19 protein-coding genes are annotated in these 25,653 nt (G+C 65.3%); 9 read left to right on the top strand and 10 right to left on the bottom strand.

Translation table 11 applies throughout. From position 1 onward, the window contains the following. Positions 1 to 5: 5 nt before the first annotated feature. A complete protein-coding gene (locus QA649_RS06815) occupies positions 6 to 638 on the bottom strand; it encodes a LysE family translocator (RefSeq protein WP_283023512.1) in 633 nt (210 codons plus the stop codon). A gap of 226 nt (positions 639 to 864) precedes the next feature. Between QA649_RS06815 and QA649_RS06810 the strand changes: the two genes are divergently transcribed. Both QA649_RS06810 and QA649_RS06805 read left to right on the top strand, forming a co-directional pair. Next, positions 865 to 2,661, top strand: coding sequence for a tetratricopeptide repeat protein (locus QA649_RS06810; protein WP_283023511.1), 1,797 nt, complete (start codon positions 865 to 867; stop codon positions 2,659 to 2,661). A 184-nt stretch (positions 2,662 to 2,845) separates the two neighbouring features. Then, positions 2,846 to 5,653: a di-heme-cytochrome C peroxidase gene (locus QA649_RS06805; protein ID WP_283023510.1), complete on the top strand. Its 2,808-nt coding sequence runs from the start codon at positions 2,846 to 2,848 to the stop codon at positions 5,651 to 5,653. A 171-nt stretch (positions 5,654 to 5,824) separates the two neighbouring features. On the opposite strand, the gene QA649_RS06800 is transcribed toward QA649_RS06805, so the two are convergent. Then, positions 5,825 to 6,772, bottom strand: a complete 948-nt coding sequence (locus QA649_RS06800) for an alpha/beta hydrolase (protein ID WP_283023509.1) — start codon at positions 6,770 to 6,772, stop codon at positions 5,825 to 5,827. A gap of 219 nt (positions 6,773 to 6,991) precedes the next feature. Here QA649_RS06800 and QA649_RS06795 point away from each other — a divergent pair, with 219 nt between their 5' ends. Together QA649_RS06795 and QA649_RS06790 are read left to right on the top strand one after the other, a co-directional pair. Then, entirely contained in the window at positions 6,992 to 7,459 is a 468-nt protein-coding gene (locus QA649_RS06795) for an Hsp20 family protein (RefSeq protein ID WP_283023508.1), read from the top strand. A 192-nt stretch (positions 7,460 to 7,651) separates the two neighbouring features. Then, complete coding sequence (locus tag QA649_RS06790) at positions 7,652 to 8,422, top strand: alpha/beta hydrolase (RefSeq protein WP_283023507.1); 771 nt, start codon at positions 7,652 to 7,654, stop codon at positions 8,420 to 8,422. Between the two features lie 227 nt (positions 8,423 to 8,649). Here QA649_RS06790 and QA649_RS06785 read toward each other — a convergent pair whose 3' ends face one another. Continuing rightward, positions 8,650 to 9,447, bottom strand: coding sequence for a hypothetical protein (locus QA649_RS06785; protein ID WP_283023506.1), 798 nt, complete (start codon positions 9,445 to 9,447; stop codon positions 8,650 to 8,652). 492 nt (positions 9,448 to 9,939) lie between these two features. Here QA649_RS06785 and gltB point away from each other — a divergent pair, with 492 nt between their 5' ends. Beyond that, entirely contained in the window at positions 9,940 to 14,673 is a 4,734-nt protein-coding gene (gene gltB / locus QA649_RS06780) for a glutamate synthase large subunit (RefSeq protein ID WP_283023505.1), read from the top strand. Between the two features lie 145 nt (positions 14,674 to 14,818). After that, positions 14,819 to 16,270 (top strand): glutamate synthase subunit beta, encoded by a 1,452-nt coding sequence (locus QA649_RS06775; protein WP_283023504.1) that lies wholly within the window; start codon positions 14,819 to 14,821, stop codon positions 16,268 to 16,270. A gap of 205 nt (positions 16,271 to 16,475) precedes the next feature. Here QA649_RS06775 and QA649_RS06770 read toward each other — a convergent pair whose 3' ends face one another. Then, the gene (locus QA649_RS06770; RefSeq protein ID WP_283023503.1) at positions 16,476 to 18,218 is read right to left on the bottom strand and encodes an outer membrane beta-barrel protein; all 1,743 of its coding nucleotides are present in this window, start codon (positions 18,216 to 18,218) and stop codon (positions 16,476 to 16,478) included. 193 nt (positions 18,219 to 18,411) lie between these two features. On the opposite strand from QA649_RS06770, the gene QA649_RS06765 reads away from it, so the two are divergent. Next, on the top strand, positions 18,412 to 19,419 hold the full coding sequence (locus QA649_RS06765; protein WP_283023502.1) for a KpsF/GutQ family sugar-phosphate isomerase: 1,008 nt from the start codon (positions 18,412 to 18,414) through the stop codon (positions 19,417 to 19,419). A 251-nt stretch (positions 19,420 to 19,670) separates the two neighbouring features. Here QA649_RS06765 and QA649_RS06760 read toward each other — a convergent pair whose 3' ends face one another. Next, on the bottom strand, positions 19,671 to 20,228 hold the full coding sequence (locus QA649_RS06760) for a carboxymuconolactone decarboxylase family protein (protein ID WP_283025980.1): 558 nt from the start codon (positions 20,226 to 20,228) through the stop codon (positions 19,671 to 19,673). An 84-nt stretch (positions 20,229 to 20,312) separates the two neighbouring features. Here QA649_RS06760 and QA649_RS06755 point away from each other — a divergent pair, with 84 nt between their 5' ends. Further along, complete coding sequence (locus tag QA649_RS06755) at positions 20,313 to 20,642, top strand: helix-turn-helix domain-containing protein (protein ID WP_283023501.1); 330 nt, start codon at positions 20,313 to 20,315, stop codon at positions 20,640 to 20,642. Between the two features lie 200 nt (positions 20,643 to 20,842). Here the strand turns inward: QA649_RS06755 and QA649_RS06750 are convergent, their stop codons facing one another. The 4 genes from QA649_RS06750 to hemH form a co-directional block, all read right to left on the bottom strand. After that, positions 20,843 to 21,286 carry an NfeD family protein gene (locus QA649_RS06750; RefSeq protein WP_283023500.1) on the bottom strand — a complete coding sequence of 148 codons (444 nt, stop codon included), beginning with the start codon at positions 21,284 to 21,286 and terminating at the stop codon, positions 20,843 to 20,845. 54 nt (positions 21,287 to 21,340) lie between these two features. Continuing rightward, positions 21,341 to 22,345, bottom strand: coding sequence for an SPFH domain-containing protein (locus tag QA649_RS06745; protein WP_283023499.1), 1,005 nt, complete (start codon positions 22,343 to 22,345; stop codon positions 21,341 to 21,343). 241 nt (positions 22,346 to 22,586) lie between these two features. Continuing rightward, positions 22,587 to 23,564, bottom strand: coding sequence for an ABC transporter substrate-binding protein (locus QA649_RS06740; protein WP_283023498.1), 978 nt, complete (start codon positions 23,562 to 23,564; stop codon positions 22,587 to 22,589). Between the two features lie 11 nt (positions 23,565 to 23,575). Further along, positions 23,576 to 24,613: a ferrochelatase gene (hemH, locus tag QA649_RS06735; protein WP_283023497.1), complete on the bottom strand. Its 1,038-nt coding sequence runs from the start codon at positions 24,611 to 24,613 to the stop codon at positions 23,576 to 23,578. 82 nt (positions 24,614 to 24,695) lie between these two features. Here hemH and QA649_RS06730 point away from each other — a divergent pair, with 82 nt between their 5' ends. Continuing rightward, complete coding sequence (locus tag QA649_RS06730) at positions 24,696 to 25,094, top strand: MAPEG family protein (RefSeq protein ID WP_283023496.1); 399 nt, start codon at positions 24,696 to 24,698, stop codon at positions 25,092 to 25,094. 7 nt (positions 25,095 to 25,101) lie between these two features. On the opposite strand, the gene QA649_RS06725 is transcribed toward QA649_RS06730, so the two are convergent. After that, positions 25,102 to 25,539 carry a thioesterase family protein gene (locus QA649_RS06725; protein ID WP_283023495.1) on the bottom strand — a complete coding sequence of 146 codons (438 nt, stop codon included), beginning with the start codon at positions 25,537 to 25,539 and terminating at the stop codon, positions 25,102 to 25,104. Positions 25,540 to 25,653: the final 114 nt, after the last annotated feature.

Here is a 25,653-nt window from a genome sequence, read left to right as displayed (position 1 = left end):
ACGAGTTACCGGCTCTCCAGCATGGCGACGCGGATGCCGAGATAGACGAAGAGGCCGCCGAGCGCGCGATTGACCCAGGCGATCGCGCCCTCCGAGCTCCGCAGGCGGTGGGCGGCCTTGGCCGCGAACGCGGCAAGCACCAGGCACCACAGTGTCCCCGTAAAGATGAAGATCAGGCCGAGCGTCAGGAAGGCGAGCGGCTTGTGGGGCGCATCGGCTGCGACGAATTGCGGCAGGAAGGCCAGGAAGAACAGCGCGACCTTGGGATTGAGCGCGTTGGTGAAGACGCCTTGCAGGAACACCCGCCGCAGCGAGCTCCGCTCCGGCTCGTCGATGGCCGACGCCAGCGCCGGACGCGACCACAGCATCTGAAGGCCGGTCACGACCAGATAGGCCGCGCCAACCAGCTTCAGGATAGAGAACGCCGTCGAGGAGGCCATCAGCAGGGCCGAAAGGCCGATCGCCGCGCCCGCGACATGGAAAAAACAGCCGCAACTGATGCCAAAAGCGGCGGCGGCGCCGCCCCGCCAGCCCATCTGCATGCTGCGGCCGATCACATAGACGCTATCGGGCCCCGGCGTGATGTTGAGCAGTATGCCCGACAGGATGAACAGCCAGATTTCGTGAATGCCCAGCATCTAAAATCCCCCGCCCAACCCGCCTTGCGGCCCTGAAAGGGGGGCTTAATCGGTTGGCTCCGCCCCGTCCACCGCCGGGATTGCGTAGGATTTACTTCGAATTTGCAATGCGGTTGATACTTTCACTCGGCCTCATCTGCTTTATAAAGGCAGGGTTCTTGAAATGCAGGATTCGAGGCGACTGCCACGCCGTGGCCGGTCTTCGATCCCTTGGAGCTCCCGGGATATGGAAAGACGTCTGGCAGCCATCGTCTGCGCCGATGTCGCCGGCTATTCGCGCATGATGGGCAGCGACGAAGCCGGCACCCATGCCGCCTTCAAGGCCCATCGCGCCGCGATCCACCCCATCATCCTCAATCACGGCGGACGCGTCGTGAAGAACACCGGCGACGGCTTCCTGCTGGAGTTCGCCTCCATCGTCGGCGCCACCGAGGCGGCGATCGCGATGCAGACGGTGATGGCGGAGCGCAACCACCATCTCCCGGCCGAGCGCACCATGCAATTCCGGCTCGGCATCCACATGGGCGACGTCATCGCCGACGAGGACGAGGTCTTCGGTGACGATGTCAACATCGCCGTCCGCCTCGAATCCGTGGCGAGCCCCGGCGGCTTCGCCATCTCGGCCAAGGCCTACCGGGAGGCGTGCAAGCATCTCACCGTGCCGCTGACCGATGCCGGCAACCATCGCTTCAAGAACATCAAGGATGCGGTCGGGGTCTTTACCTGGATGCCCGAGGGCGCGCCGGCGCTCGCGCCCGAGCTGCGGGAAGCATCCGCCCTCTCGCAGCAGTACCGCACCGCGATCGTCGGCGTGCTGCCCTTCGCCAATCTCAGCGACGCCCAGGACGAATATTTCTCCGACGGCCTCACCGAGGATCTGATCCACGCGCTCTCGCTGCAATCCTTCTATCGCGTGCTGAGCCGCAACTCGACCTTCGCGTTCAAGGGCAAGAATTTGAGCACGCGCCTGATCGCGCGCGAGATCGACGCAACCTATCTGATCCAGGGCTCGGTGCGGCGCGCCGGCGCCAAGATCCGCGTCACCGCCGAGCTGATCGCGCCGGAGACCGGCGAGCAGCTCTGGACCGGCCGCTACGACCGCGACATCGGCGATTTGTTCGCGATGCAGGACGAGATCACCACCAATCTGTCCGCTGCCATCGCCACCGAGATCGTCCGCGCGGAAGCTTCGGCGCCGGCGCGGCTCTCGACCGACGTGACCGCCTGGGACCGCTTCCTCAAGGGACTGTCGCATTACTACCGCCAGACCAAGGAAGATCTGGCCGCCGCCGTCGACCTGTTCCGGGAGGCCATTGGGCTCGATCCCAAGCTGTCGATCGCGCATGCTTATCTTGCCACGATCCAGATCCAGAGCATCCAGTTCGGCTGGGTCAAGGGCACGCGGGAGATGTGGGCCGAGGCGATGCATCTCGCCGAGACCAGCGTCCGGCTCGACCCGCGCTCCTCCTTCGCGTTCTCGATCCTGTCCTGGGCTCATGGCATGGAAGGTCATTACGAGGCCGCGATGGACGCCGCCAAGCGTGCGGTTGCGCTCAACCCCTACGACAACGGCGCGCGCGGGGTACTCGGCATCTGCCATTTCATCATCGGCGAGCATCGCGAGGCAATCGAGCTGTTCTCGATGGCCTCGCAGCGCGACAACAGCGACCCGCGCTACCAATGGGCCGCGCTGAACGCCTTCAGCCATTATCTCCTAAGACAATATGACGCGACCCTGTCATGGGCCCGCGAGCAGCTCTACATCAACCCGAACCACATGCAGGCGCTGGCGATCCGCGCCGCAGCGCTGGCGCAACTCGGCCGGACCGACGAGGCCGACGAGGCCATCAAAGTGCTCATGACGAACTACCCGACCCTGAATGTCGACCGTCACCTGCGCAATTTCCACTGGAAGCGGCCCGAGAATCTCGCCCATTACCGCGAGGGACTGCTGAAGGCCGGCGTGCCGCTCGGCAAGCTGACCCTGGTCCAGAGCGACGTCAAACGCGCCGCCGAGTCCTGACGGGCCGGCCGCGGTCCCGCCCTTCGGGGCAAATGACTCGCGCCCGCTGTTGTTGACAGGACAGTGAAATCAGCCACACTTCACCACACGCTGAAGTAGTATAGTCTGCTGTCGGTTTGTTAGGACTTTCCGCGCTTGATCGGCGCGTCTTTTTTGCGATTCGCTGTTTTCAGGATTTTGGGCCATGCATGACCGCTCTTCGAAGCCGCCCTTCGACCCCTCGATCCAGGTCTCGCCGAACAATCCCTGTCCATTCCTGCGCGGCCTCGTCGGCGAAGGCTTCGTCGACGGCGGGACCGTCCCGCTCCGGACGCTGTCGCAGACCATCGCGAATGCAAGCGGCGAGGCTGGGCTGAAGAAGACCTCGGCCCGCATCCAGGTCCGCGGCGTCGCGCTGATCGCCAACGGCGCCTGTCACATCCTGCAGAGCATCTTCTGGGGCGCACAGCTCGATGGCTTGCGCGGCGGCCCGCTCGACAAGCTCGGCGCCGGCTCCCGCATCCTCGGCGTCGACGGGCACGTCAACGAGGACGAGATCGCCCGGCTTGCCAGTTTTGGCGGCACCTATACCGATCCCGATGGCGGCACCGAGACCGGCCTCAACGCCTCGCAAATCCAGATCTTCATGAAGGACAACCTCAAGCGCGCCGGCAAGCAAGCACGCTGGTACTACCCCATCCTGATGAAGTTCGAATGGCCGATCCTGCTCAAGATCATGGGCAAGGGTCAGGGTGATGACCGCTATCTCAGCGTGGCCGAGGTGAGGACGTTGTTCAACGAGCGCAAATTCCCTGACAGGATCACCCAGCGGGTCGTCAGCCAGCCGGTCACGCCGCCCTCGCTGATACTGCGCGCGGCCGGCGGACTGTTCGCCGCGCTCCTCGTCTTTGGCATCGTGGCGCTGCGCTTTCCCGATCAATTCCAGCCGATGCTGCCCGGCATCCTCGGGAACCTCGTGGCCCCGCCATTGCCTACGCAGGTCGAACCGCGAGCCGCGTACTGGCTCGAGCAGAACTGGGCGCTGGAGGACCGGCACTGGTTTCATCACACCAGCCAGGGCACCGCGACCTTCCCGGTGCCCTATAGCTGGTTCATGGCGCTCGAGCAGCCGCGGCTTCATTTCTTCGCAAAGCCCGGGATGCTGCATGACAGCGACCATCTGCAGCGCTTCGGCTTCATCCCGAGCCCGCAGACGATCAACACCGACGACGCCACGCTGCGCCGGTTCGGCTATGCCAACGTCTACGACAAGACGAAGCCGGTGCCGGCACGGCTCTGGGATCCGCCGGTCAACTGGGGTGCCCAGGCTGAGAACGTCGGCGGCCTGCCCGTCGGCTTTGCGCGCATGACCGGCGTACCCGATCCCGCGACCGGCAAGGTCGGCGAGGACCGGATCGGCCTGACCTGCGCCGCCTGCCACACCGGCCAGATCCACTACAAGGGCATCGACATCCGCTTCGACGGCGGCCCGGCGATGACCGACCTCAGGAAGCTCGAGGTCACGACCGGCCTGTCGATCGCCTACACGCTCTACGTGCCGGGCCGCTTCACGCGCTTCGCCGATCGCGTGCTCGGCCCCTCCGCCAGCGATGCGGACCGCGATGCGCTGAAGCAGAAGCTGAGCGCGATCGGCACGTTCCTGGTCGACTGGGAGAAGACCTACGCCAAGACCATCGAGGGCAAGACGCGGTTCAACGAGAAGACCAAGCGGGACGAGCCGCAGCAGGACACCGAGGAAGGCTATGGCCGCCTCGACGCGCTCAACCGCATCGGCAACCAGGTCTTCTCCCAGGACATGGCGCTCAGCGGCCTCAGCGGCTTCGAGAAGAATCTGCATGCCAAGGACGCGCCGGTCAGCTTCCCGCCGATCTGGACCGTGCCCTGGCTCAAATACGCGCAATACGACGCGTCCATCGAACAGCCGCTGATCCGCAATGCCGGCGAAGCGCTGGGCGTGACCGCGCTGCTCAATTTGTCCGACAACTCTCCCAAGGACACGCTGTTCCGCTCGTCGATGGACATCAAGAATCTGAACTGGATCGAGGATCTGCTGAAGGGATCGGCGCCCTATCCGAAAAAGCAGCTCTCCGGGCTGACATCGCCGAGATGGCCGTCGGACATCTTCGGTGATGATGCCTGGAAGATCGATGGCGACCGCGTCAAGCGCGGCCGCAAGCTCTATGCGGAGATCTGCACCGAATGCCATCTCGGTCCGGTCAACGATCCCGTGTTCGACACCGAATTTCCGAGCCAGAGCATCTGGTCCTCGTCACGCTGGGAGACCATCGGCGACGACAAATTCCTGAACGAGGTACAGAAAAGCGCCAAGGGCATGGGGACCGACCTCGCTCAGGCCAGCGTGCTGGCGACGCGGACGGTTCAGGTGCCGGGCTTTCTCAAGCTCGATCCCACGCAGAATCTCAATGCCTGGTGGAACTGCAATCTGCCGGATATTTCGTCGACCGACATGCCCTACTCGATCGGCCTAATGGTGCTCGTCGACATCGTCGCCCGCAAGGCGATGGACGATGCCAAGATCGACCCGAAGGTCCAGCAGGCCTGGTGGGGCAAGCGCAAGAACTGCCCGAATCCCGGACCGCAGCCGCCCGACAAGAAGGAGCCGGGGCCCTGGTATCGCGCGCGCCCGCTCAACGGCGTCTGGGCCACCGCACCTTACCTGCACAACGGATCGGTGCCTTCGCTGTACTGGATGCTGAGCCCTGCATCCGAGCGTCCCAAATCGTTCTGCATGGGTGGTGGCCGCGACTACGATCCGAAGCAGGTCGGCTTCGCGGTCGCCGACGGCGAGAGCTGCAAGACCGGGCAGTCGCGCTTCTCGACGCGCGCGTCTGACGGCACCGACATGTACGGCAACAGCAATGCCGGCCACTCGTTCGACGGCACGCCGGGCCCCGGCAAGGACGGCACCATCGGCCGCGTGCTCAAAGAGCAAGAGCGCTACGACCTGATCGAGTATCTGAAGACGCTGTAGGGCCTATTCCTTCGCCTCCCCCCGCTCTTGTCCGCCGAAGCTTCAGCGAAGGCGGATGCGGGGGGAGAGGGCGGAATGCATCCACGCCGTCATTGCGAGGAGCACTTGCGACGAAGCAATGACGGAGAAGGAGGACACTCCGCGAGTTCTCACCGGCCCTGCGGAGCCCTCTCATTTGAACAGCGGCGTGCCCGGCACGAAGGCGTCGAAGGCCGCCCAGAACTGAGAGCGGTAGCGGTCCTGCTCCTGCAGGATCTCGTGCTTGGCGCCGGCGATCACGAGATGCGAGCCGGCGCGCAAATGGTAGGCGAACTCCTCGATCGCCGCGGTCGAGACCACGGTGTCGTTGGAGGCCGCCAGCATCAGGATCGGCTGGCGGATCTCTGAAGGGTAATTCATGCCCTTGAAGGTCTGCATGGCACGGAAGGCGGTGTCGGCCCAGGCGACCGTGGGTGACGCGAGCCCGAGCGTCGGATCTTCCTCCAGGATCGCGGCGTTGCGCGCATAGCGCACGGGATCGCTGGTCAGGGGATTGTTGATGAAGGGGTCGAGCCCGGTGATGCGGTCGCTGCCGCCGGGGACGTAGCGGCCGCCCATCCCCATCAGGCGCATCGTTCTCAGCAGCGCCCGCGCCGGAAACGCGGTGGTCCGACCGGGCAGGTCGATCATCGGCGCCGACAGCACCATGCGGTCGAACCAGCGCTTGCCGGCATGCGCCACGCGCAGCATCACCGTGCCACCCATGGAGTGGGCGAGCGCGAAGAAGGGCGGCGGGCAATCCGGCAGCACCACCTGCTGCACGAAGGTCTCGACGTCGATCTCGAAATCCGAGAAGTCGCGCACATAGCCCTTGCGCGGATCGCGCAGCCGCCGCGAGGAATGGCCCTGCCCGCGCCAGTCGATCATCGCCACCGCAAAGCCGCGGTCGCGCAGGTCGCGCACGGTCTCGAAATATTTCTCGATCTGCTCGCTGCGCCCGGTGAAGACGCAGACCGTGCCTTTGCGGTTCGCCGGCGGCGCCCAGCGGGCAAAGCGCAGCTCGGCGCCATCGGGGGTCTTGATGGTGCCGCTGACGACGTTTTCGGGAACGGGGTTGGACGGGATCGAGAGCAGCGTCATGGTTGGGAGGGCTTGGCGCGAAGTGCTGCAAATCAAGGGGCGGGAGCGCCGAAAAGGCGCTGTTGCCGCCCTCTTGAACGCCGTCTCACCCCACCCATATCACCTTCGTGCAGGCCGCTACCAGTGTTTCGGAACCGGAACATCAGGCTGCACACAGAACTAAAGCCCGGCCCGATGGCGGGCGGGTTACCCAACAGTCGCTCAATGGAGGACTTGACCATGCGTACCTACGATCTCACCCCCTTCTATCGTTCCACCGTCGGCTTCGACCGTCTCTTCAACCTGCTCGACCAGGCCAGCTCTGACGGCAGCCCCGGCTATCCCCCCTACAATATCGAGCGCACCGGCGAGAACGCCTACCGCATCACCGTCGCGGTCTCGGGCTTTGCCAAGGACGAGCTCTCCATCGTCGCGAAGGAAAACACGCTGACGATCAAGGGCGAGAAGGTCGCCAACGAGAACTCCAAATCCGAAGTGCTCTATCGCGGCATCGCCGCGCGTGCCTTCGAGCGCGCCTTCCAGCTTGCCGACTTCGTGCAGGTGAAGGACGCCTCGCTCGAGAACGGCCTGCTTCACGTCGATCTCGTCCGCGAGATTCCCGAGGCCAAGAAGCCGCGCCAGATCGCGATCAACACCAGCGCCCCGAAGGCGCAGGTGATCGAGAACGCGGCCGCGCAAGCCGCCTAAGCCGCACACGACTTCCAGGTTGCGAAAACGCCCCGGTGCCCCGGGGCGTTTTTTGCCGTTTTGCTGTCGTCCCGGCGCAGGCCGGATGTTTGGATACCTTTTCGCACCGCATCACAGACTGGTGAGCCGCGTAACACCGCTGTCCGTCCCTCCGTCCTTTGGGCATCGAACCCAAGAACACGGAGAACGATGATGACTTTCTGGCGCAGCCTTTTCGTCGCCGCGAGCCTGCTGGCGGCACCTCTCAGCCTCGCTCATGCGCAGACACAGCAAACGGTGAAGGCGAAGAACGTCGTGCTGGTGCACGGCGCCTGGGCCGACGGCTCGAGCTGGTCCGAGGTGATCCCGATTCTCCAGGCGGCCGGCCTGCATGTGACGGCCGTGCAGAATCCTTTGTCGTCGCTCGCCGACTCCGTCGAGGCGACAAAGCGTGCGCTGGCCGAGCAGGACGGGCCAACCGTGCTGGTCGCGCATTCCTGGGGCGGCACCGTGATCAGCCAGGTCGGCACCGACCCGAAGGTCACCGGGCTCGTCTATGTCGCCGCACGCGCCCCCGATGCGAACGAGGATTTCGTTGCGCTGTCAAAGCAGTTTCCGACCGGCCCCGTGCGCGCCGGCATCGTCGAGCGCGACGGCTACACCAAGCTGTCGGAAGAGTCCTTCCTGAAATATTTCGCCAATGGCGTGAAGCCGGAGCAGGCCAAAGAACTCTATGCCGTGCAGTGGCCGACGGCAGCCTCGATCTTCGCCGGCCGCACCACGGAAGCGGCGTGGCATAGCAAGCCGAGCTGGTATGCGGTGTCGAAGAACGACTACACCATCAACCCCGATCTCGAACGCTTCCTCGCCAAGCGCATGAACGCCACCACGGTCGAGCTCGACGCCGGGCACCTCTCGCTGGTGTCGCATCCGAAGGAGGTGGCGAATTTGATCCTGGACGCGGCGGGGTATCCGCGGAGCTGAGGTGATTGCGTGAATGCAAAAGGCGCCTGAATCTCAGGCGCCTTTTGTTTTGCTCAGCCGTCGTCCTGGCGAAAGCCAGGACCCATTACCCCAAGCAGGCATTTGGCGAATACTCGTCTTTCGGTATTAACACCTCGCTTCAACCGACAGACCTCGCGGTATGGGTCCTGGCTTTCGCCAGGACGACACCGGAAATGTGGCGCGAGCTTGCGTCAAACCACCAGCGACTAATCCAGCCCCTGCGCCGCCGGCATCTCCTGCGTCGGCTGGATCGTCGGAGCAGGCTTGGCCTCGCCGACGGTTGGCACGGTGGCTTGCGGCGCGGCCTCGGCGGGCTTTGCCTGCACGGCGGCGGTCTGCTGCGGAGCTTGCGCCTGTGCAGGTTGAGCCTGCGGGGCCTGGGCCTGCGGCGCTTGGGCCTGCTGCGCCGTGGGCTCGACCGGTTTTGCGGCAGCGACCGGCGTCTCGCCACGCGGCGGAGCCGCCTTGGGCAGCGGCACGGTGCGCTTGGCAACATGCGGGATTGGAGCCGGCGGGCGCGGCGGGCCGCTGCGGATCATGGTCGGCGGCGGCAGCGCGGTTTGCGGGCCGTAAGCGCCGACCGCGCGCTCCTCATAAGGCGGCGCCATGCCGTAGGCATCGGCCGCCGGCATGAAGCGGATGATTCTTCCGTCGCGGGCATCGATCACCAGCCGGCCGTCGTCGCCGCGGGGGTCGATCACCGCAATGGTGTAGACGCTGCCGCGCAGCCGCGGGATGCCGAGCGGCGAGAAGCCGTTTTCACGCAGCACCGCGTACACCTCGGTCGACGGCAACAGTGCCGGGGCCGGGCCACGCTCCTCATAGCCGTAACCGTAGCGCGGCGGCGGGGGCGGCGCGGCTTCCGGCGGCGCATAGGGGCCGTCGAAATCCGACACCGCGATCATGGCCCCTCCCGTAATACCGTTCGCTGGAACTTGCGCTTGGGCCGTGCTTGCGGCCAGCGCCAGCGCGGCGGCGGCCACACATCCTGTGAAAAACTTCATGGTCGAGACGCTCCTGTCAGGCCCCCGTGCGGAGTGCGCTCTTTCGCTTCTTGCGGCGTGACGCGCCTTCCGAAGGGCCGATCCGAAGCTTCATTGGGGATTTCGGCGTCCACAGGGCCGGATCAGGGCGCGTTTGCTTCAAAACCGGGGCCGCGCAACTTTCGGAAAGCGATTGATTGACATATCGGGAATCGGGACTTCCGCGTGCTTGTGTGGTAGACAAAAATTTGGCAAGGTGATGGTTAGGACAGGAAAGCTGTCTTAAATTTGCTTGCGGTTCCGGCACAGGGATTGCAACGAAAGTCGGTGCTCTCGAGCACCAAGAAGGCAACAGGCAAAGCCGTTCTCGGGGACGAAGAACGCCTAGGCCTGAATTTAAGAAAATGCGGCTCGCAACGGACGAGCGGTGACCCAGAGGCGGGTGCCGCGGTACGCCCAAGGTGCGCCGACGAGAGCGGTGAGGCAGCTTGCCGCATGGAGAGGATTGGAACAATGAACGGGTCGCAATTCGAGCGCGCAAACATCGTGGCAGAAGAGCTGTCGGCGACGGTCGCCTCGAAAACGACCGATCCGATTCAGGAGCACAATTCGCGGCCCAAAGCCGAAGGTCTCTACGATCCGAGCCTGGAGAAGGACTCTTGCGGCGTCGGCTTCATCGCCAACATCAAGGGCAAGAAGTCGCACGAGATCGTCTCGGACGCGCTCAGCATCCTCTGCAACCTCGAGCATCGCGGCGCCGTCGGCGCCGACCCGCGCGCCGGTGACGGCGCCGGCATCCTGGTGCAGATCCCGCACGCCTTCTTCAGCCGCAAGGCCAAGGAGCTCGGCTTCACGCTGCCGGCGCCCGGCGAATACGCCATCGGCGCGCTGTTCATGCCGCGCGACACGGCCTGGCGCAACGTCATCAAGAGCATCATCGCCGACCAGATCAAGGAAGAGGGCCTGACCCTGCTCGGCTGGCGCGACGTGCCGACCGACAATTCCTCGCTCGGCGTCACCGTGAAGCCGACCGAGCCCGCCTGCATGCAGGTGTTCATCGGCCGCAACGGCACCGCCAAGACCGAGGACGAGTTCGAGCGCCGGCTCTACATCCTGCGCAAGTCGATCTCGCAGGCGATCTACCAGCGCCGCGACCGCGGCCTTGCGGGCTATTACCCCTGCTCGATGTCCTGTCGCACCGTGATCTACAAGGGCATGTTCCTCGCCGACCAGCTCGGCAAGTACTATCCCGATCTGCACGAGGCTGACTTCGAGAGCGCGCTCGCGCTCGTTCACCAGCGCTTCTCGACCAACACCTTCCCGGCCTGGTCGCTGGCGCATCCCTACCGCATGATCGCGCATAACGGCGAGATCAACACGCTGCGCGGCAACGTCAACTGGATGGCGGCGCGCCAGGCCTCGGTGAGCTCCGAGCTCTACGGCAAGGACATCAACCGGCTCTGGCCCATCTCTTACGAAGGCCAGTCGGACACCGCCTGCTTCGACAACGCGCTCGAATTCCTGGTGCAGGGCGGCTACTCGCTGCCGCACGCCGTCATGATGATGATTCCGGAGGCGTGGGCCGGCAATCCGCTGATGGATGAGAAGCGCCGCGCCTTCTACGAATATCATGCCGCGCTGATGGAGCCGTGGGACGGCCCCGCCGCGATCGCCTTCACCGACGGCCGCCAGATCGGCGCCACGCTCGACCGCAACGGGTTGCGGCCGGCGCGTTATCTCGTGACCAAGGACGACCGCATCGTGATGGCGTCCGAGATGGGCGTGCTGACGATCCCCGAGGACCAGATCATCACCAAGTGGCGCCTGCAGCCCGGCAAGATGCTGCTGGTCGACCTCGAGCAGGGCCGCCTGATCCCGGACGACGAGATCAAGGCCGAGCTCGCCAAGAGCCATCCCTACAAGGAGTGGCTGGAGCGGACCCAGATCGTGCTGGAAGAGCTGCCGAAGGTGCCGACCACCGGCGTGCGCTCGAACCTGTCGCTGCTCGATCGCCAGCAGGCGTTCGGCTACAGCCAGGAAGACATCACCATCCTGATGACGCCGATGGCGGCCACCGGCGAGGAAGCCGCCGGCTCGATGGGCAACGACACGCCGATCTCGGCGCTGTCGGACAAGGCCAAGCCGCTGTTCACCTACTTCAAGCAGAACTTCGCGCAGGTCACCAACCCGCCGATCGATCCGATCCGCGAGGAGCTGGTGATGAGCCTCGTCTCGATCATCGGGCCGCGGCCGAACCTGTTCGACCTGCAGGGCATGGCGACGACCAAGCGCCTCGAAGTGCGCCAGCCGATCCTGACCGATGCGGATCTCGAGAAGATCCGCTCGATCTCTGACGTCGCCGAGTCGCACTTCAAGTCGCGGACGCTGGACACCACCTTCCACGCCGGTCTCGGCGCGGCCGGCATGGACCAGGTGCTCGACGAGCTCTGCGCGCGCGCCGAGAGCGCGGTGCGCGAGGGCGTCAACATCATCATCCTGTCCGACCGCATGGTCGGCACCGACCGGGTGCCGATCCCGGCACTGCTGGCCTGCGCCGCCGTGCATCATCATCTGATCCGCGTCGGACTGCGCACCTCGGTCGGTCTGGTCGTCGAATCCGGCGAGCCGCGCGAAGTGCATCACTTCGCCTGCCTTGCCGGCTACGGCGCCGAAGCGATCAATCCTTATCTCGCGTTCGAAACCATCATCGCGATGAAGGACCGCCTGCCCGGCTCGCTCGACGACTACGAGATCGTCAAGCGCTACATCAAGTCGATCGGCAAGGGCCTGCTCAAGGTGATGTCCAAGATGGGCATCTCGACCTACCAGTCCTATTGCGGCGCGCAGATCTTCGACGCCGTCGGCCTTAAGGCGGACTTCGTGTCGAAGTTCTTCGCCGGCACGCATACCCGCGTCGAGGGCGTCGGTCTCGCCGAGATCGCGGAAGAGGCCGTGCGCCGCCATGCCGACGCGTTCGGCGAGGCGCTGGTCTACAAGGGCGCGCTCGACGTCGGCGGCGAATATGCCTATCGCAGCCGCGGCGAGGACCATGCCTGGACCGCCGAGTCGGTCTCGCTGCTGCAGCACGCCGCGCGCGGCAATTCGCAGGAGCGCTATCGCGCCTTCGCCAAGATCCTGAACGAGCAGTCGGAGCGTCTTTTGACGCTGCGCGGCCTGTTCCGGATCAAGAACGCCGAGGAAGAGAAGCGCAAGCCGATCCCGCTCGACCAGGTCGAGCCGGCCAAGGACATCGTCAAGCGTTTCGCCACGGGTGCTATGTCGTTCGGCTCGATCTCGCGCGAGGCGCACACCACGCTCGCAATCGCCATGAACCGGATCGGCGGCAAGTCGAACACCGGCGAAGGCGGCGAGGAAGCCGACCGCTTCAAGCCGATGCCGAACGGCGATTCCATGCGCTCGGCGATCAAGCAGGTCGCCTCGGGCCGCTTCGGCGTCACCACGGAGTATCTCGTCAACTCCGACATGATGCAGATCAAGATGGCGCAGGGTGCCAAGCCCGGCGAAGGCGGCCAGCTGCCCGGCCACAAGGTCGACGCGACCATCGCCAAGGTCCGGCACTCCACGCCGGGCGTCGGCCTGATCTCGCCGCCGCCGCACCACGACATCTACTCGATCGAGGACCTGGCGCAGCTCATCTACGACCTCAAGAACGTCAACCCGACGGGCGACGTTTCGGTCAAGCTGGTCTCCGAGATCGGCGTCGGCACGGTGGCCGCGGGCGTCGCGAAAGCGCGCGCCGACCATGTCACCATTGCGGGCTTCGAGGGCGGCACGGGCGCTTCGCCGCTGACCTCGATCAAGCATGCCGGCAGCCCCTGGGAAATCGGTCTCGCCGAGACCCACCAGACGCTGGTGCGCGAGCGGCTGCGCAGCCGCATCGTGGTCCAGGTCGACGGCGGCTTCCGCACCGGCCGTGACGTCGTGATCGGCGCGCTGCTCGGCGCCGACGAGTTCGGCTTCGCCACCGCGCCGCTGATCGCGGCCGGCTGCATCATGATGCGCAAGTGCCATCTCAACACCTGCCCGGTCGGCGTCGCCACCCAGGACCCCGTCCTGCGCAAGCGCTTCACCGGCCAGCCCGAGCACGTCATCAACTACTTCTTCTTCGTCGCAGAGGAAGTCCGCGAGATCATGGCGAGCCTCGGCTTCCGCACCTTCAACGAGATGGTCGGCCAGGTTCAGCTGCTCGACCAGACCCGCCTGGTCGCGCACTGGAAGGCCAAGGGCCTCGATTTCTCGAAGCTGTTCGTCAAGCAGAAGGAAGAGAAGGGCCAGAAGATCTATCACTCCGAGCGCCAGAACCATCATCTGGAGGCGGTGCTCGACCGCTCGCTGATCGAGAAGGCGACGCCTGCGCTCGACCGCGGCGCGCCGGTGAAGATCGAGGCCAGGATCAACAGCACCAATCGCTCCGCGGGCGCGATGCTGTCGGGCGCGGTCGCCAAGATCTACGGCCATGCCGGCCTGCCGCACGACACCATCCATGTCGGCCTCAAGGGTACCGCGGGTCAGGCGTTCGGCGCGTGGCTGGCGCAGGGCGTCACCTTCGAGCTCGAAGGTGAAGCCAACGACTATGTCGGCAAGGGCCTCTCGGGCGGCAAGATCATCGTCAAGCCGCCGGCCAACAGCGGCATCGTGCCGGAAGAGAGCATCATCGTCGGCAACACCGTGATGTACGGCGCGATCCAGGGCGAGTGCTATTTCCGCGGCGTTGCCGGCGAGCGCTTCGCCGTGCGTAACTCCGGCGCGGTGGCCGTCGTCGAAGGCGCCGGCGATCATTGCTGCGAATACATGACCGGCGGCATCGTGGTCGTGCTCGGCAAGACCGGGCGCAATTTTGCGGCCGGCATGTCCGGCGGCATTGCGTACGTGCTCGACGAGACCGGCGACTTCGACAAGCTCTGCAACCTCAGCATGGTCGAGCTCGAACCGGTGCTGTCCGAGGAGCTGATCAACGCCGGCACCTATAATCACGCCGGTGACCTCGAGGCGCATGGCCGGGTCGACGTGTTCGCCAATCTGCTCGCCTCCGACGTCGAGCGGCTGCACGTCCTGATCTCGCGCCACGCCAAGGCGACCGGCTCCAAGCGCGCCGCCGAGATCCTTGCCAACTGGAAGGACTGGCTGCCCAAATTCCGCAAGGTGATGCCGGTCGAGTACCGGCGCGCGCTGCGCGAAATGGCCGCCAACGCGGACGCCGAGCCGAAAATCGCGATCGGGGCGTAGGTACTATCAGCGCCGTCATTGCGAGCGCAGCGAAGCAATCCAGACTTTCTTCCTTGATGCAGACTGGATTGCTTCGTCGCTTCGCTCCTCGCAATGACGGTTGAAGAAGCAACAAACGAATTAAGCGGCAGGGACTTCGGGTTTAATGGGCAAGATCACGGGTTTTCTGGAAATCGAACGGCACGACCGCAAGTACACCCCGGTCGCCGAACGCGTGAAGCATTACAACGAGTTCGTCGTTCCCTTGAGCGAGCGGGAAGTGCGCGACCAGGCGGCGCGCTGCATGAACTGCGGCATTCCCTATTGCCATGGCACCGGCTCGGTCGCGCCCGGCACGCCCGGCTGCCCGGTCAACAACCAGATCCCCGACTGGAACGACCTCGTCTACCAGGGCAACTGGGAAGAGGCCTCGCGCAACCTGCACTCGACCAACAATTTCCCGGAGTTCACTGGGCGCATCTGCCCGGCGCCGTGCGAAGCGTCCTGCACGCTCAACATCGACGACAACCCCGTTACCATCAAGACCATCGAATGCGCGATCGTCGACCGCGCCTGGGACAATGGCTGGCTGAAGCCTGAGATCGCCGCGGAGAAGACCGGCAAGAAGGTCGCCGTGATCGGCTCGGGTCCGGCCGGCATGGCCTGCGCGCAGCAGCTCGCGCGCGCCGGCCACGACGTCCATCTGTTCGAGAAGTACGCCAAGGCCGGCGGCCTGCTGCGCTACGGCATCCCCGACTTCAAGATGGAGAAGGGCATCATCGACCGCCGCGTCAAGCAGATGGAAGGCGAAGGCGTCACCTTCCACTACAACAGCCATGTCGGCGCTGACGGCAATGTCGATCCGCGCGAGATGCTCAACGAGTATGACGCGGTGGCGCTGACCGGCGGCGCGGAAGCCCCGCGCGACCTGCCGATCCCCGGCCGCGACCTCCAGGGCATCCACTACGCCATGGATTTCCTGCCGCAGCAGAACCGCCGCGTCTCCAGCGAGCCGCTGGACGGCGTCCAGGAGATTTTGGCCGGCGGCAAGCATGTCGTCGTCATCGGCGGCGGCGATACCGGCTCGGACTGCATCGGCACCTCGCTGCGCCAGGGCGCGCTGTCGGTGACCCAGCTCGAGATCATGCCCGCCCCGCCCGAGCGCGAGAACAAGGGCCTGACCTGGCCGAACTGGCCGCTGAAGATGCGCACCTCCTCCAGCCAGGCCGAAGGCGCCGTCCGCGAATACGCCGTGCTGACGCAGAAGTTCACCGGCGAGAACGGCCAGGTCAAGAAGCTGCACTGCGTGCACGTCGACGACAAGTTCAAGCCGATTGCCGGCACCGAGTTCGAGCTCGACGCCGAGCTCGTCCTGCTCGCGATGGGCTTCGTTCACCCCGTGCACGAGGGCCTCTTGAAGCTGCTCTCGGTCGAGCTCGACCCGCGCGGCAACGTCAAGGCCAACACGCTCGACTACCAGACCTCGCGCCCGAACGTGTTCACCGCCGGCGACATGCGCCGCGGCCAGTCGCTGGTGGTCTGGGCCATCCGCGAGGGGCGGCTGTGCGCCCGGTCGATCGACACGTTCCTGATGGGGAAGACGGATCTGCCGCGCTGAGTTTTTTGCTTGGCCGCCAAATCAGCAAACGGTGTCATCGCCCGGCTTGACCGGGCGATCCAGTATCCCAGAGACGGTTGTAATTGAATCGATAGGTCGCGGCGTACTGGATGCCCCGGTCAAGCCGGGGCATGACAGCGGAGTGGGTGGCGAGAGCGGCCCGACACCGGCGCCGATGCAGTCAAGCACGCCTCGCCGTCCCCCCTCAATTCTGCAGCCTCACCCCCAACATCACCACCGTCCCCTGCGAGCTGGACCCCGCCTGGTTCGAATCCAGGATGTCGTGCCGTAGCGTGCCCTTGATCCAGACGTTGCGGTTGAGCTTGTAGATCAGGTTGCCTTCGAGCGAATAAGTTTTGTCGTTGCGGTTCTGGTTCTGGTAGTCGTAGGTGCCGTAGGTGAACTTGCCGATTGCGGTGAGCCAGCGGCGGAAGTCGTGATCGACTTCGGCGGCGTAGGTGTGCACGAGCACGCCGGAGGAGCCGGGGACCGTGGTCTCGTTGATCTGTGTATCGGTGAAGAACTTCACCGTGGTGAGGCCGCTCGCATTCCAGATCAGCGAGCCTGCGGTGAGGAAGCCCGCGAGCTGGCTGAGGCGCGGGTCGACATAGTTGCGCGCGGAATAGCCGACCGAGATCTCGCCGGTGAGGATGCGCGAGAATTCGAAGGACGAGCCGACCTTGGCGTAGCCGCCGTTTGAATCGCGGAAGAAGCCGTTGCGGTCGGCAGCCTGGTCGTGGACGCGGGTGTCGCCCTGGATTTCGACGAACGGCTTCAGGCCCGGCTTCAGATCGTAGGAGAAGCGGCCGACGCCGCCATACTGGTTGAAGTCGCGGTCGTTGTTGCTGAAGGTCGAGCCGTCGGTGAGCTTCGAATCCGTGTAGGCGGTGCGATCGACGGTGGCGCCGGCGGCGACCTGGAAGCGGTTGAAGGTCTGGTCGAAGCCGATCGTCGTGCCGTAGGTGGCATAGACCGGATATTTCTGCAGGCCGGCCTGCACGTTGGGGCTGCCGGGATTGTCGGTGGCGAGCCGCAGGCGCAGCTGCGAGGTCAGCTTGAGATCCCGGCTGACGTCGACGCGGCCGTCGACATGGCCGGTGAAATCCGGACGGTCGATCTCGACCGGCGATGGCGAGGCAAAGCCGTTGATCGTCGCCGGCATGTTGTTGGTGTAGCCCGAGAACGAGCCGCGCAAATCCGCGACCAGCGCGTGGCGCTCCCAGTCGGACGCGACAAGGAGATCAGGCGCGACGACATAGACCGGCGATCCGACCGGCTTGTTCAAGCGCGCCGGGTTGGTGTCATAGCCGGCGGAGAGCTCGAGCCCGCCCTTGATCAGGAAGCTGCCGGCGTAATCGCCGACCGCGCCGAACGCGTCGTCATCGGCCTTGAGGCGGCGGCGCAGCGGCTGGCCGGGCACGTTGCCGGCCATCGCCGGGGCGACCGGTGTCTTGTGCGCATTCTCGGATGGCGGCGGCGCGATTCGCGGCGGACCCAGCGTCCTGACCGGCGTTGCCGGCGGCGGCGGCGAGCCGGGGCCGAGCGCGCGCCTCGGCTTCGGCTGGCCGGGATAGAGCTTTGGCTGCTGGCGCTTGCGGTTCAAGGAGTCGTAGCCGGAGCCGCTGGCGCCATTGGCAGCCGGCAGGCCGTAGGTCGGCACCTGGCCGACACGGGAGGTTGCCGGCGCCTGCTGGCTCTTGCGCGGATCGGCATTGGGATCGGGCAACGCCGGCAGCGCGTCCGAGGGCGCCTGCGGCACGGCCGCCGTGCGGCGCGTCGGCAGCGTGTCGGGCGAGGCAAAGCCGCCGCGGTTGGGATTGAACAGGTCGGGCGTGAAGCTCTGGGCCGCTGCCGGGGCGCTGCCGAGGGCCGTCAGCGCGAGGCACGGCAAAGCGGCGCGCAGAAAATGCGCGCGTTTGCTCCGGCCCATGCCTGGAGACGACCCCACGATGGAATAACTCCAACGAAATCAAACACTTTCAAGACGGCCTCCAACCGGCTGGCGGGAACCCATCGTTAATGGAGTTAAAACAATTATGGTTAATGACCGGTTGAGGGCATAAGGGCTCTCGTCGCCTCGCTGGCCGCGGCGTGCTAAGCAGGCGCCAACGGGCGAACGCCCCTCCTCCCTGGACCCAAGCATGCCGAGTTCGAAACCGCTGATGACCCAATCATCCGGCTCCACCTCCGATAGCGTCGAATCCGCGCTCCGCACGCTGGAGACGGAGAGCGGCGGCATCAACGCCCTCGCCGCCGCGCTGCGCGGCCCGCTGGGCGCGACTTTCGCCAAGGCGGTGGAGCTGATCCGCAACGCCAAGGGCCGCGTCATCGTCACCGGGCTCGGCAAGTCCGGGCACATGGCGCGCAAGATCGCGGCGACGCTGGCCTCGACCGGCACGCCCGCCTTCTTCGTCCACACCGCGGAAGCCGCCCATGGCGACCTCGGCATGATCACCACTGATGACGTCATCATGGCGCTGTCCTGGTCCGGCGAGCAGCCGGAGATGAAGACGCTGGTGAACTATTCGGCGCGCTTTGCGATCCCGATGATCGCGGTGACGTCGAACGCCTCGTCCTCGCTCGGCCAGGCCGCCGACATCGTGATCGAGCTGCCCAAGGCGCGCGAGGCCTGCCCGCACAATCTGGCGCCGACCACCTCGACCATGATGCAGGTTGCGATCGGCGATGCCATCGCGATCGCGCTGCTCGAAGGCCGCGGCTTCACCGCGCTGGAGTTCGCGCATTTCCACCCCGGCGGCAAGCTCGGCGCGATGCTGAAATTCGTCCGCGACTACATGCGCACCGGTGCCGAAATCCCGGTCAAGTCCGAAGGCACCAAGATGTCGGACGCCGTGGTCGAGATGTCGGCCAAGGGCTTGGGGTGCGTCTGCATCGTCAACGATGCGGGCGAGGCCGTCGGCATCATCACCGACGGCGATCTGCGCCGCCACATGCGGCCCGACCTTCTGACGGTGACGGTCGACGAGATCATGACCAGGCAGCCGAAGTCCGTGCCGCCCTCGATGCTCGCGAGCGAGATGATCGAGGTGCTGAACACCGGCAAGATCACCACGCTGCTGGTGACCGAAGCGGACAAGGTGGTGGGGATCGTGCACCTGCACGATCTGCTGAGGGCGGGCGTGGCGTAGGGTTTACCTGTCATCCCGGGGCATCGCGAAGCGATGAGCCGGGGATCCATCGTGCCGCCGAGTTTGTCTCGCTATGGATTCTCAGATGCGCAATTGCGCATCATAGCTCGCGCCAAGTGGCGCGCCCCCCGGAATGACAGCGAGAGTGAGGCCCGCAACTCTCTCCCCGTCATTGCGAGCGCAGCGAAGCAATCCAGACTGCCTCCGCGGAAAGATTCTGGATTGCTTCGCTGCGCTCGCAATGACGGCGGTTAGAGAGCGGCCGGAAACCGGGCCGCCTTCTCCTCCAGCGGCAACCGCAGCCCGTTCGCCAGATACGACACCGTGCGATAGAAGCCGCACAGGAGCATGATCTCGAGGATCTGCGCCTCGTCGTAATGCGCCGCGAGTGCTGCGAATTCCTCCTCATTCAGCGTCGCGCGGTGATGCAGCGCATCGACGGCTGCGATCAGCGCCTGCTCCGCCGAAGACCAGCAGGCCGATGTCGCATCACCCTGCACGGTGGCACGGACCTCTTCCTCGCTGAGGTTTGCCGGCCCGGCAAAAATCGCGACATGCGCGCCCCATTCATATTCGCATTTGTTCAGCGCGCAGGTGCGGTCGATGACGATCTCGCGCTGGCGCAAAGACAGCGGCCCGGGATCGAGCAAGCCGCCGGCGCGGAACTTGTCCCAGGCGCGCGTGTGGCCCGCCATCACCCGGAACAGCACCAGCGGCGGCGCGCCGCGCATGATGCGGTCGAACTGCGCCTGGATCTCCGGGGGATAAGGCGGCGTGAGCGGCGCGATGCGCGGCGAAGCCTCGGACATGGCGGAAGACATGGGCGGCCTTCTTTGCTACAATTATCGTAGCAATAAGCTACACTATTTGTAGCATAGCGCGAGGGACCGCCGATGACGAAACAGGCCGACTCAAAGACACGCAGCGTCCGCGGCTCGCGCACGGGCCGGCCGATCATGGCGCTGCTCGACCTGCTCGGCCGACGCTGGACCTTGCGGATATTATGGGAATTGCGCAGCGAGCCGCTCACCTCGCGCGCCCTGCGCACCGCCTGCGACGAGGCTTCGCCCACGGTGCTGCAAGCGCGGTTGACGGAGCTGCGCGAGGCGGGATTCGTGGAGCTGGGCGACGGCGGAGGCTATGGGCTGACCGCGCTGGGGCGCGACCTGTACGAGACGTCCATGCCGCTGTACCGGTTTGCGGAGCGGTGGAAGAAGAGTTGAGCACTTCTCTTACCCGCCCCTGGAGGGGTCCGGGACGAGCGTAGCACGCCCGTGGGTGGCTACGCATGGAGCGACGCGAAATGCGTAGCGGGGTGGGGTGACGGTGCCACCACATCCGACAGTGCCGAGTGGAGAGATCACCCCACCCCGCTCGCGCTACGCGCGATCGACCCTCCCCCTCCAGGGGAGGGTAAGCGAAACTACGCCGCCGCGACCGTCAGGTTGGCGCCATCCACCTGCACCACCTTGACCCGCGTGCCCGCGGGCGTATCGGGGCCGGCAACACGCCACACCGTGTCGCCGATGCGCACGGTGCCGCTGCCGTCGATGATCGGCTTCTCCAGCGTGAACTCGCGCCCGAGCAGCGCCTCGGTGCGCTTGTTGAGGAACGGGCTTGCACTCTCATCCACCTTCGGCCGCGCGAGGCGGCGCCAGACCGGGACGGCGGCGGCGGCGAACACCGCGAACATCACGAGCTGGATCTGCCAGGACAGAAGGACGGCGAACGAGATCAGGCCCACCAGCAGTGCCGCGAGTCCGAGCCAGAACAAAAAGACGCCCGGCGCCATCGTCTCCAGCGCCATCAGGATGAAGCCGAAGATCAGCCAATTCCAGCTGCCGAGCGATACGAACATGTCGGTCATGACACGACCTCTGAATATTGGCGCATGCCCTTGTCGCAAGGCATGCGCCGGTGACTATCCCTGCCGCGGCGGTACCGCCGGCGGCGTGCCGCTGGTCGGCGGCACCGAGCCGGTCCGGCGCGCGGCGGCGGCCGCGGACGCCGCGCTTTCGCCGAACGTCGCCTTCGCGATCTCGCCAATGCCGGCGAGCGAGCCGAGCATGCTGGTGGCTTCCATCGGCAGCATGATGATCTTCTGGTTCGGCGCGTCGGCGAACTGGCCGAACGCCTTGATATATTTGTCGGCGATGAAATAGTTCAACGCGGCGATGTCGCCCTTGGAAATGGCTTCCGACACCGCCTGCGTCGCCTTGGCTTCGGCCTCCGCCAGACGCTCGCGCGCCTCGGCGTCGCGGAAGGCGGCCTCGCGGCGGCCTTCGGCCTGGAGGATCTGGCCCTGCTTGGCGCCCTCGGCGCGCAGGATCTCGGACTGGCGCTGGCCTTCGGCAGCGAGAATGTCGGCGCGCTTGACGCGCTCGGCCTTCATCTGCCGGCCCATGGCTTCGACGAGGTCGGCCGGCGGCACGATGTCCTTGATCTCGATGCGGTTGACCTTGACGCCCCAGGGCGAGACCGCGGCGTCGACCACGCGCAAGAGGCGCTCGTTGATCTCGTCGCGGTGCGACAGCACCTGGTCGAGGTCCATCGAGCCCATCACCGAGCGGATGTTGGTCATGGTCAGGACCGTGATCGCCTGGTTGAGGTTGGCGACCTCGTAGCTCGCTTTGGCGGCATCGAACACCTGGAAGAAGGCAACGCCGTCCACCGTCACGGTGGCGTTGTCCTTGGTGATCACCTCCTGCTCGGGAATGTCGATCACCTGCTCCATCATGTTGATCTTGCGTCCGACGCGATCGAAATAGGGTACGATCAAATTGAGCCCGGGGCTCAGCGTCTGGGTGTATTTGCCGAACCGCTCGATGGTCCAGTCATAGCCCTGCGGCACCGTCTTCACGCCGGCGAGCAGCGTGACGATGACGAGCAAGACCAGAACAATCGCGAAAATGTCGAAACCGCTCATAACTCCTCCAAGGCGGAAAGGAAGCTGGGAAAAGGCCCTTTCCGGCGCTGTCATTGGTCGGGATCACAACCCTACCGGTTCAGCGGTCGCAATTCACGTCGGTATCGGCGCGATTCCACACAAGACGCACAGCGAGAGAACGGTCACGATATGTATTTGCGACAGGCTCTTGAAAGCGCGCGGGCGCAGACCTAACAGCAGAAATTAACGAATTCGGGCGAGGCGTCCGCCACGGACGGCTTCATTCGATCACGTCATTCGCAATTGCGAGCAGCCCCGGGGAAAGCGTGACGCCGAGCGCCCTCGCCGCCTTGAGGTTGATCACCAGTTCGAACTTGGTGGGGTTCTGGACCGGCAGGTCGGCCGCCTGCGCACCCTTGAGGATGCGGTCGATATAGCCCGCGGCGCGCCGGAGCTGCTCGGCGCTGTCGGTGCTGTAGGACATCAGCCCGCCCTCCTCGACAAAGCTGCGGCTCCAGAACACCGCCGGCACGCGCGCCTGCGCGATCGCCGCCAGCAGCTGCGCGCGGTTGGCCATGGTGAAGAAGTCCGGCAGGATCAGCAGGCCGCCGTCGTGCCGCGAAGCCAGCGCCGCGATCGAAGCGGCATCATGGACCGGCGCGGGTTCGACCGTCACGTGAAGCGTCCGTGCGGCGTCCTCGATCGTGCGCAGCATCAGGGGCGCGAACGGCGCGGTGGCGGGATTATAGACGACGAAGACGCGGGACACTTTCGGCGTGACCTGGGTCAGCATCTCCAGCCATTTGCCGGCCAGCGGGCCGTCGTAATCGGTGAAGCCGGTGACGTTGCCGCCGGGATGCGCGAGATTTTGCACAAAGCCCTGGCTGACGGGATCGGTGACGACGGCGAACACGATGGGGATTGTCGTCGTGCGTTGGCGCAGCTCTTCGACCGAGGGCGTGCCGACCGCGAGCAGGATGTCGGGCTTGAGCGCGATCAACTCGTCGGCGAGCCCGGCGATCCGCGCACGGTCGCCGGCGCCGCTGCGCCAATCGATCCTGAGATTGTCGTGCTCCTTCCAGCCGTGGCGGCCGAGCGCTTCGACCAGGATGGCGCTGCGCGTCTGCCCGATCACATCGTCGGCGGCCGTGACCGAGAGCACGCCGAGCCTGCGCGTTGCGTTCGGCTGCTGCGCCAGCACCGGGGCCGGCAGCGCGGCGATCATCCCAAGAAACGCCAGGCAGTCGCGGCGATTCATGGGGCGAACCATCAGATCCAACCCTGGAGCTCGCGCAGCACCAGGGTGCGGATCACGTCCATACCGGGTTCAGTATCGTTGAGGCAGGGGATCGCGGAAAACTGCTCGCCGCCATTGTGCTTGAAGATCTCGGCATTCTCCTGCGCGATCTCCTCCAGCGTCTCCAGGCAGTCGGCGGAAAAGCCGGGCGTGACCACCGCGATGCGGCGCACGCCTTCTGTCGCGAGCCGCTCCATGGTCTTGTCGGTGTAGGGCTGCAGCCACTCGTCATTGCCGAAGCGCGACTGGAAGGTCAGCAGCAGTTTTGTCTCGTCCATGCCGAGGCGGCGGCGCAGCGCCTCGGTGGTGGCGATGCAGTGCTGCTGATAGGGATCGCCCTTTTCGACATAGGATTTCGGCATGCCGTGGAAGGACGCGACGATCAGCTCGGGCTTGAACGGGAGCGTCGCCAGATGCGTCTCGATCGAAACAGCGAGCGCCTCGATATAGGCGGCATCCTCGTAGTAAGGCGGCGTCACCCGCAGCGTCGGCTGGTTGCGAAGCTGCGCGAGCACGCGAAACACCTCGTCGCAGACCGTGGCCGAGGTCGAGGCGGAATATTGCGGATAGAGCGGCACGGCGAGGATGCGCTCGCAACCCTCAGCGATCAGCGCGTCGATGCCCGACTTGATCGAAGGATTGCCGTAGCGCATCGCCCAGTCCACGACGACGTTGCTGCGATCCGACAGCGCGGCCGCGAGCTTGTCGCTTTGCGACCGCGTGATGGTCTTCAGGGGGGACTCGTTCTTCTCGGTGTTCCAGATCTTGCGGTAGTCGAGCGCCTTGGTGCGAGGACGGCTGCGCAGGATGATCCCGTTCAACACCAGCTTCCAGACCAGACCCTGGTCCTCGATGACGCGGGCGTCCGAGAGGAACTCCTTCAGGTAGACCCGGACGCCGGGCGCGTCGGCCGTATCGGGCGTGCCGAGATTGACCAGGAGCACGCCGACGCGCGGCAGGGCGGATCGGGTGGCCGGGTTCGCAGTCTCGAGGGGGACGACGCTATTCATGGCTCGTTGGGTCGCGCGTTGGTCCGAACTTGTCAAGATGAGGGCGGTTTCGCTAGGGTCGCACCCAAGCGGGGGAGGGACGATGACGCTCGCGGAATGGTGCGTATTCGGGGCGCTGCTGCTCTATTTGTCCACGATCGCCTCGATCAAATGGATCAGGTTTCGCCGCTTCGACAATTCCCGGCCGCGCGATCCCGCGTTCTATGAGGACGCCATCGCGCAGCGCGCCCTGGGCGCCCACCAGAACGGCATCGAGACCTTTCCGTTCTTCGCCTTCACGGTGCTGCTTGCCGAATTCAGGGACTCGCCGCAGCGGCTGATCGACGAGCTCGCCGCGCTGTTCCTGATCGTGCGCATCGCCTATGTGCTGACCTATCTCGGCAACCGCCCGACGCTGCGCTCGATCCTCTGGAGCATCGGCTTTGCGATCAATCTCGGGATTTTCTTCATGCCGATGCTGAGGCGGTTTTTGCCGGTGTGAGGCGGCTTCACGCCGAAAGATGGCGTTCCCGCGTGGCGATGAGATCGCGGATCCATGCCGGGATCGGCACCGGCCGATGGGTTTCCTGATTGGTGTAGACCCACACGATCTCGCCGCTCACCAGCGCGTCCGCGCCACCTTTCCGGAAAATGGCAAGCTCGAAAACGAGGCTCGAATTGCCGATCCGCGCCACGCGCGCGCCGACGTCGAGCTCCCAGTCGAACCGGACCGGCGCCTTGTATTCGATCAGCGACTTCACGACATGGAAATCGATGCCGGTCGCCTTTGCGTCCGCATACTGGTCGTAGCCCAGCGCGCGGAAATATTCGGTGATGGTGGTGTCGAAATAGGTCAGGTAATGCGCGTTGAAGACGACGCCCTGGCCGTCGATCTCGGAATAGCGCACCCGGAACGGGTGAAAGAACCAGAATTGTTCGCGCGACATGGAATCCCCCGACCGAGATATTTCAGGCTCGTCATTGCGAGGAGCCCCTGCGACGAAGATAATCCAGACTGCCGCCGCGGAGACATTCTGGATTGCTTCGCTGCGCTCGCAATG

Source organism: Bradyrhizobium sp. CB1717 (assembly GCF_029714325.1).
GTDB lineage: Bacteria > Pseudomonadota > Alphaproteobacteria > Rhizobiales > Xanthobacteraceae > Bradyrhizobium.
This window is presented reverse-complemented; position numbering and strand designations above follow the sequence as displayed.

Coding starts and splice junctions, on each gene's coding strand:
- QA649_RS06725 (WP_283023495.1), bottom strand. CDS start 25,539: ATGTCGCGCGAACAATTCTGGTTCTTTCACCCGTTCCGGGTGCGCTAT.
- QA649_RS06815 (WP_283023512.1), bottom strand. CDS start 638: ATGCTGGGCATTCACGAAATCTGGCTGTTCATCCTGTCGGGCATACTG.
- QA649_RS06800 (WP_283023509.1), bottom strand. CDS start 6,772: ATGACGCTGCTCTCGATCCCGTCCAACCCCGTTCCCGAAAACGTCGTC.
- QA649_RS06795 (WP_283023508.1), top strand. CDS start 6,992: ATGCGTACCTACGATCTCACCCCCTTCTATCGTTCCACCGTCGGCTTC.
- QA649_RS06760 (WP_283025980.1), bottom strand. CDS start 20,228: ATGTCCGAGGCTTCGCCGCGCATCGCGCCGCTCACGCCGCCTTATCCC.
- QA649_RS06765 (WP_283023502.1), top strand. CDS start 18,412: ATGCCGAGTTCGAAACCGCTGATGACCCAATCATCCGGCTCCACCTCC.
- QA649_RS06730 (WP_283023496.1), top strand. CDS start 24,696: ATGACGCTCGCGGAATGGTGCGTATTCGGGGCGCTGCTGCTCTATTTG.
- QA649_RS06805 (WP_283023510.1), top strand. CDS start 2,846: ATGCATGACCGCTCTTCGAAGCCGCCCTTCGACCCCTCGATCCAGGTC.
- QA649_RS06745 (WP_283023499.1), bottom strand. CDS start 22,345: ATGAGCGGTTTCGACATTTTCGCGATTGTTCTGGTCTTGCTCGTCATC.
- QA649_RS06740 (WP_283023498.1), bottom strand. CDS start 23,564: ATGAATCGCCGCGACTGCCTGGCGTTTCTTGGGATGATCGCCGCGCTG.
- QA649_RS06750 (WP_283023500.1), bottom strand. CDS start 21,286: ATGACCGACATGTTCGTATCGCTCGGCAGCTGGAATTGGCTGATCTTC.
- QA649_RS06785 (WP_283023506.1), bottom strand. CDS start 9,447: ATGAAGTTTTTCACAGGATGTGTGGCCGCCGCCGCGCTGGCGCTGGCC.
- QA649_RS06810 (WP_283023511.1), top strand. CDS start 865: ATGGAAAGACGTCTGGCAGCCATCGTCTGCGCCGATGTCGCCGGCTAT.
- gltB (WP_283023505.1), top strand. CDS start 9,940: ATGAACGGGTCGCAATTCGAGCGCGCAAACATCGTGGCAGAAGAGCTG.
- QA649_RS06755 (WP_283023501.1), top strand. CDS start 20,313: ATGACGAAACAGGCCGACTCAAAGACACGCAGCGTCCGCGGCTCGCGC.
- hemH (WP_283023497.1), bottom strand. CDS start 24,613: ATGAATAGCGTCGTCCCCCTCGAGACTGCGAACCCGGCCACCCGATCC.
- QA649_RS06775 (WP_283023504.1), top strand. CDS start 14,819: ATGGGCAAGATCACGGGTTTTCTGGAAATCGAACGGCACGACCGCAAG.
- QA649_RS06790 (WP_283023507.1), top strand. CDS start 7,652: ATGACTTTCTGGCGCAGCCTTTTCGTCGCCGCGAGCCTGCTGGCGGCA.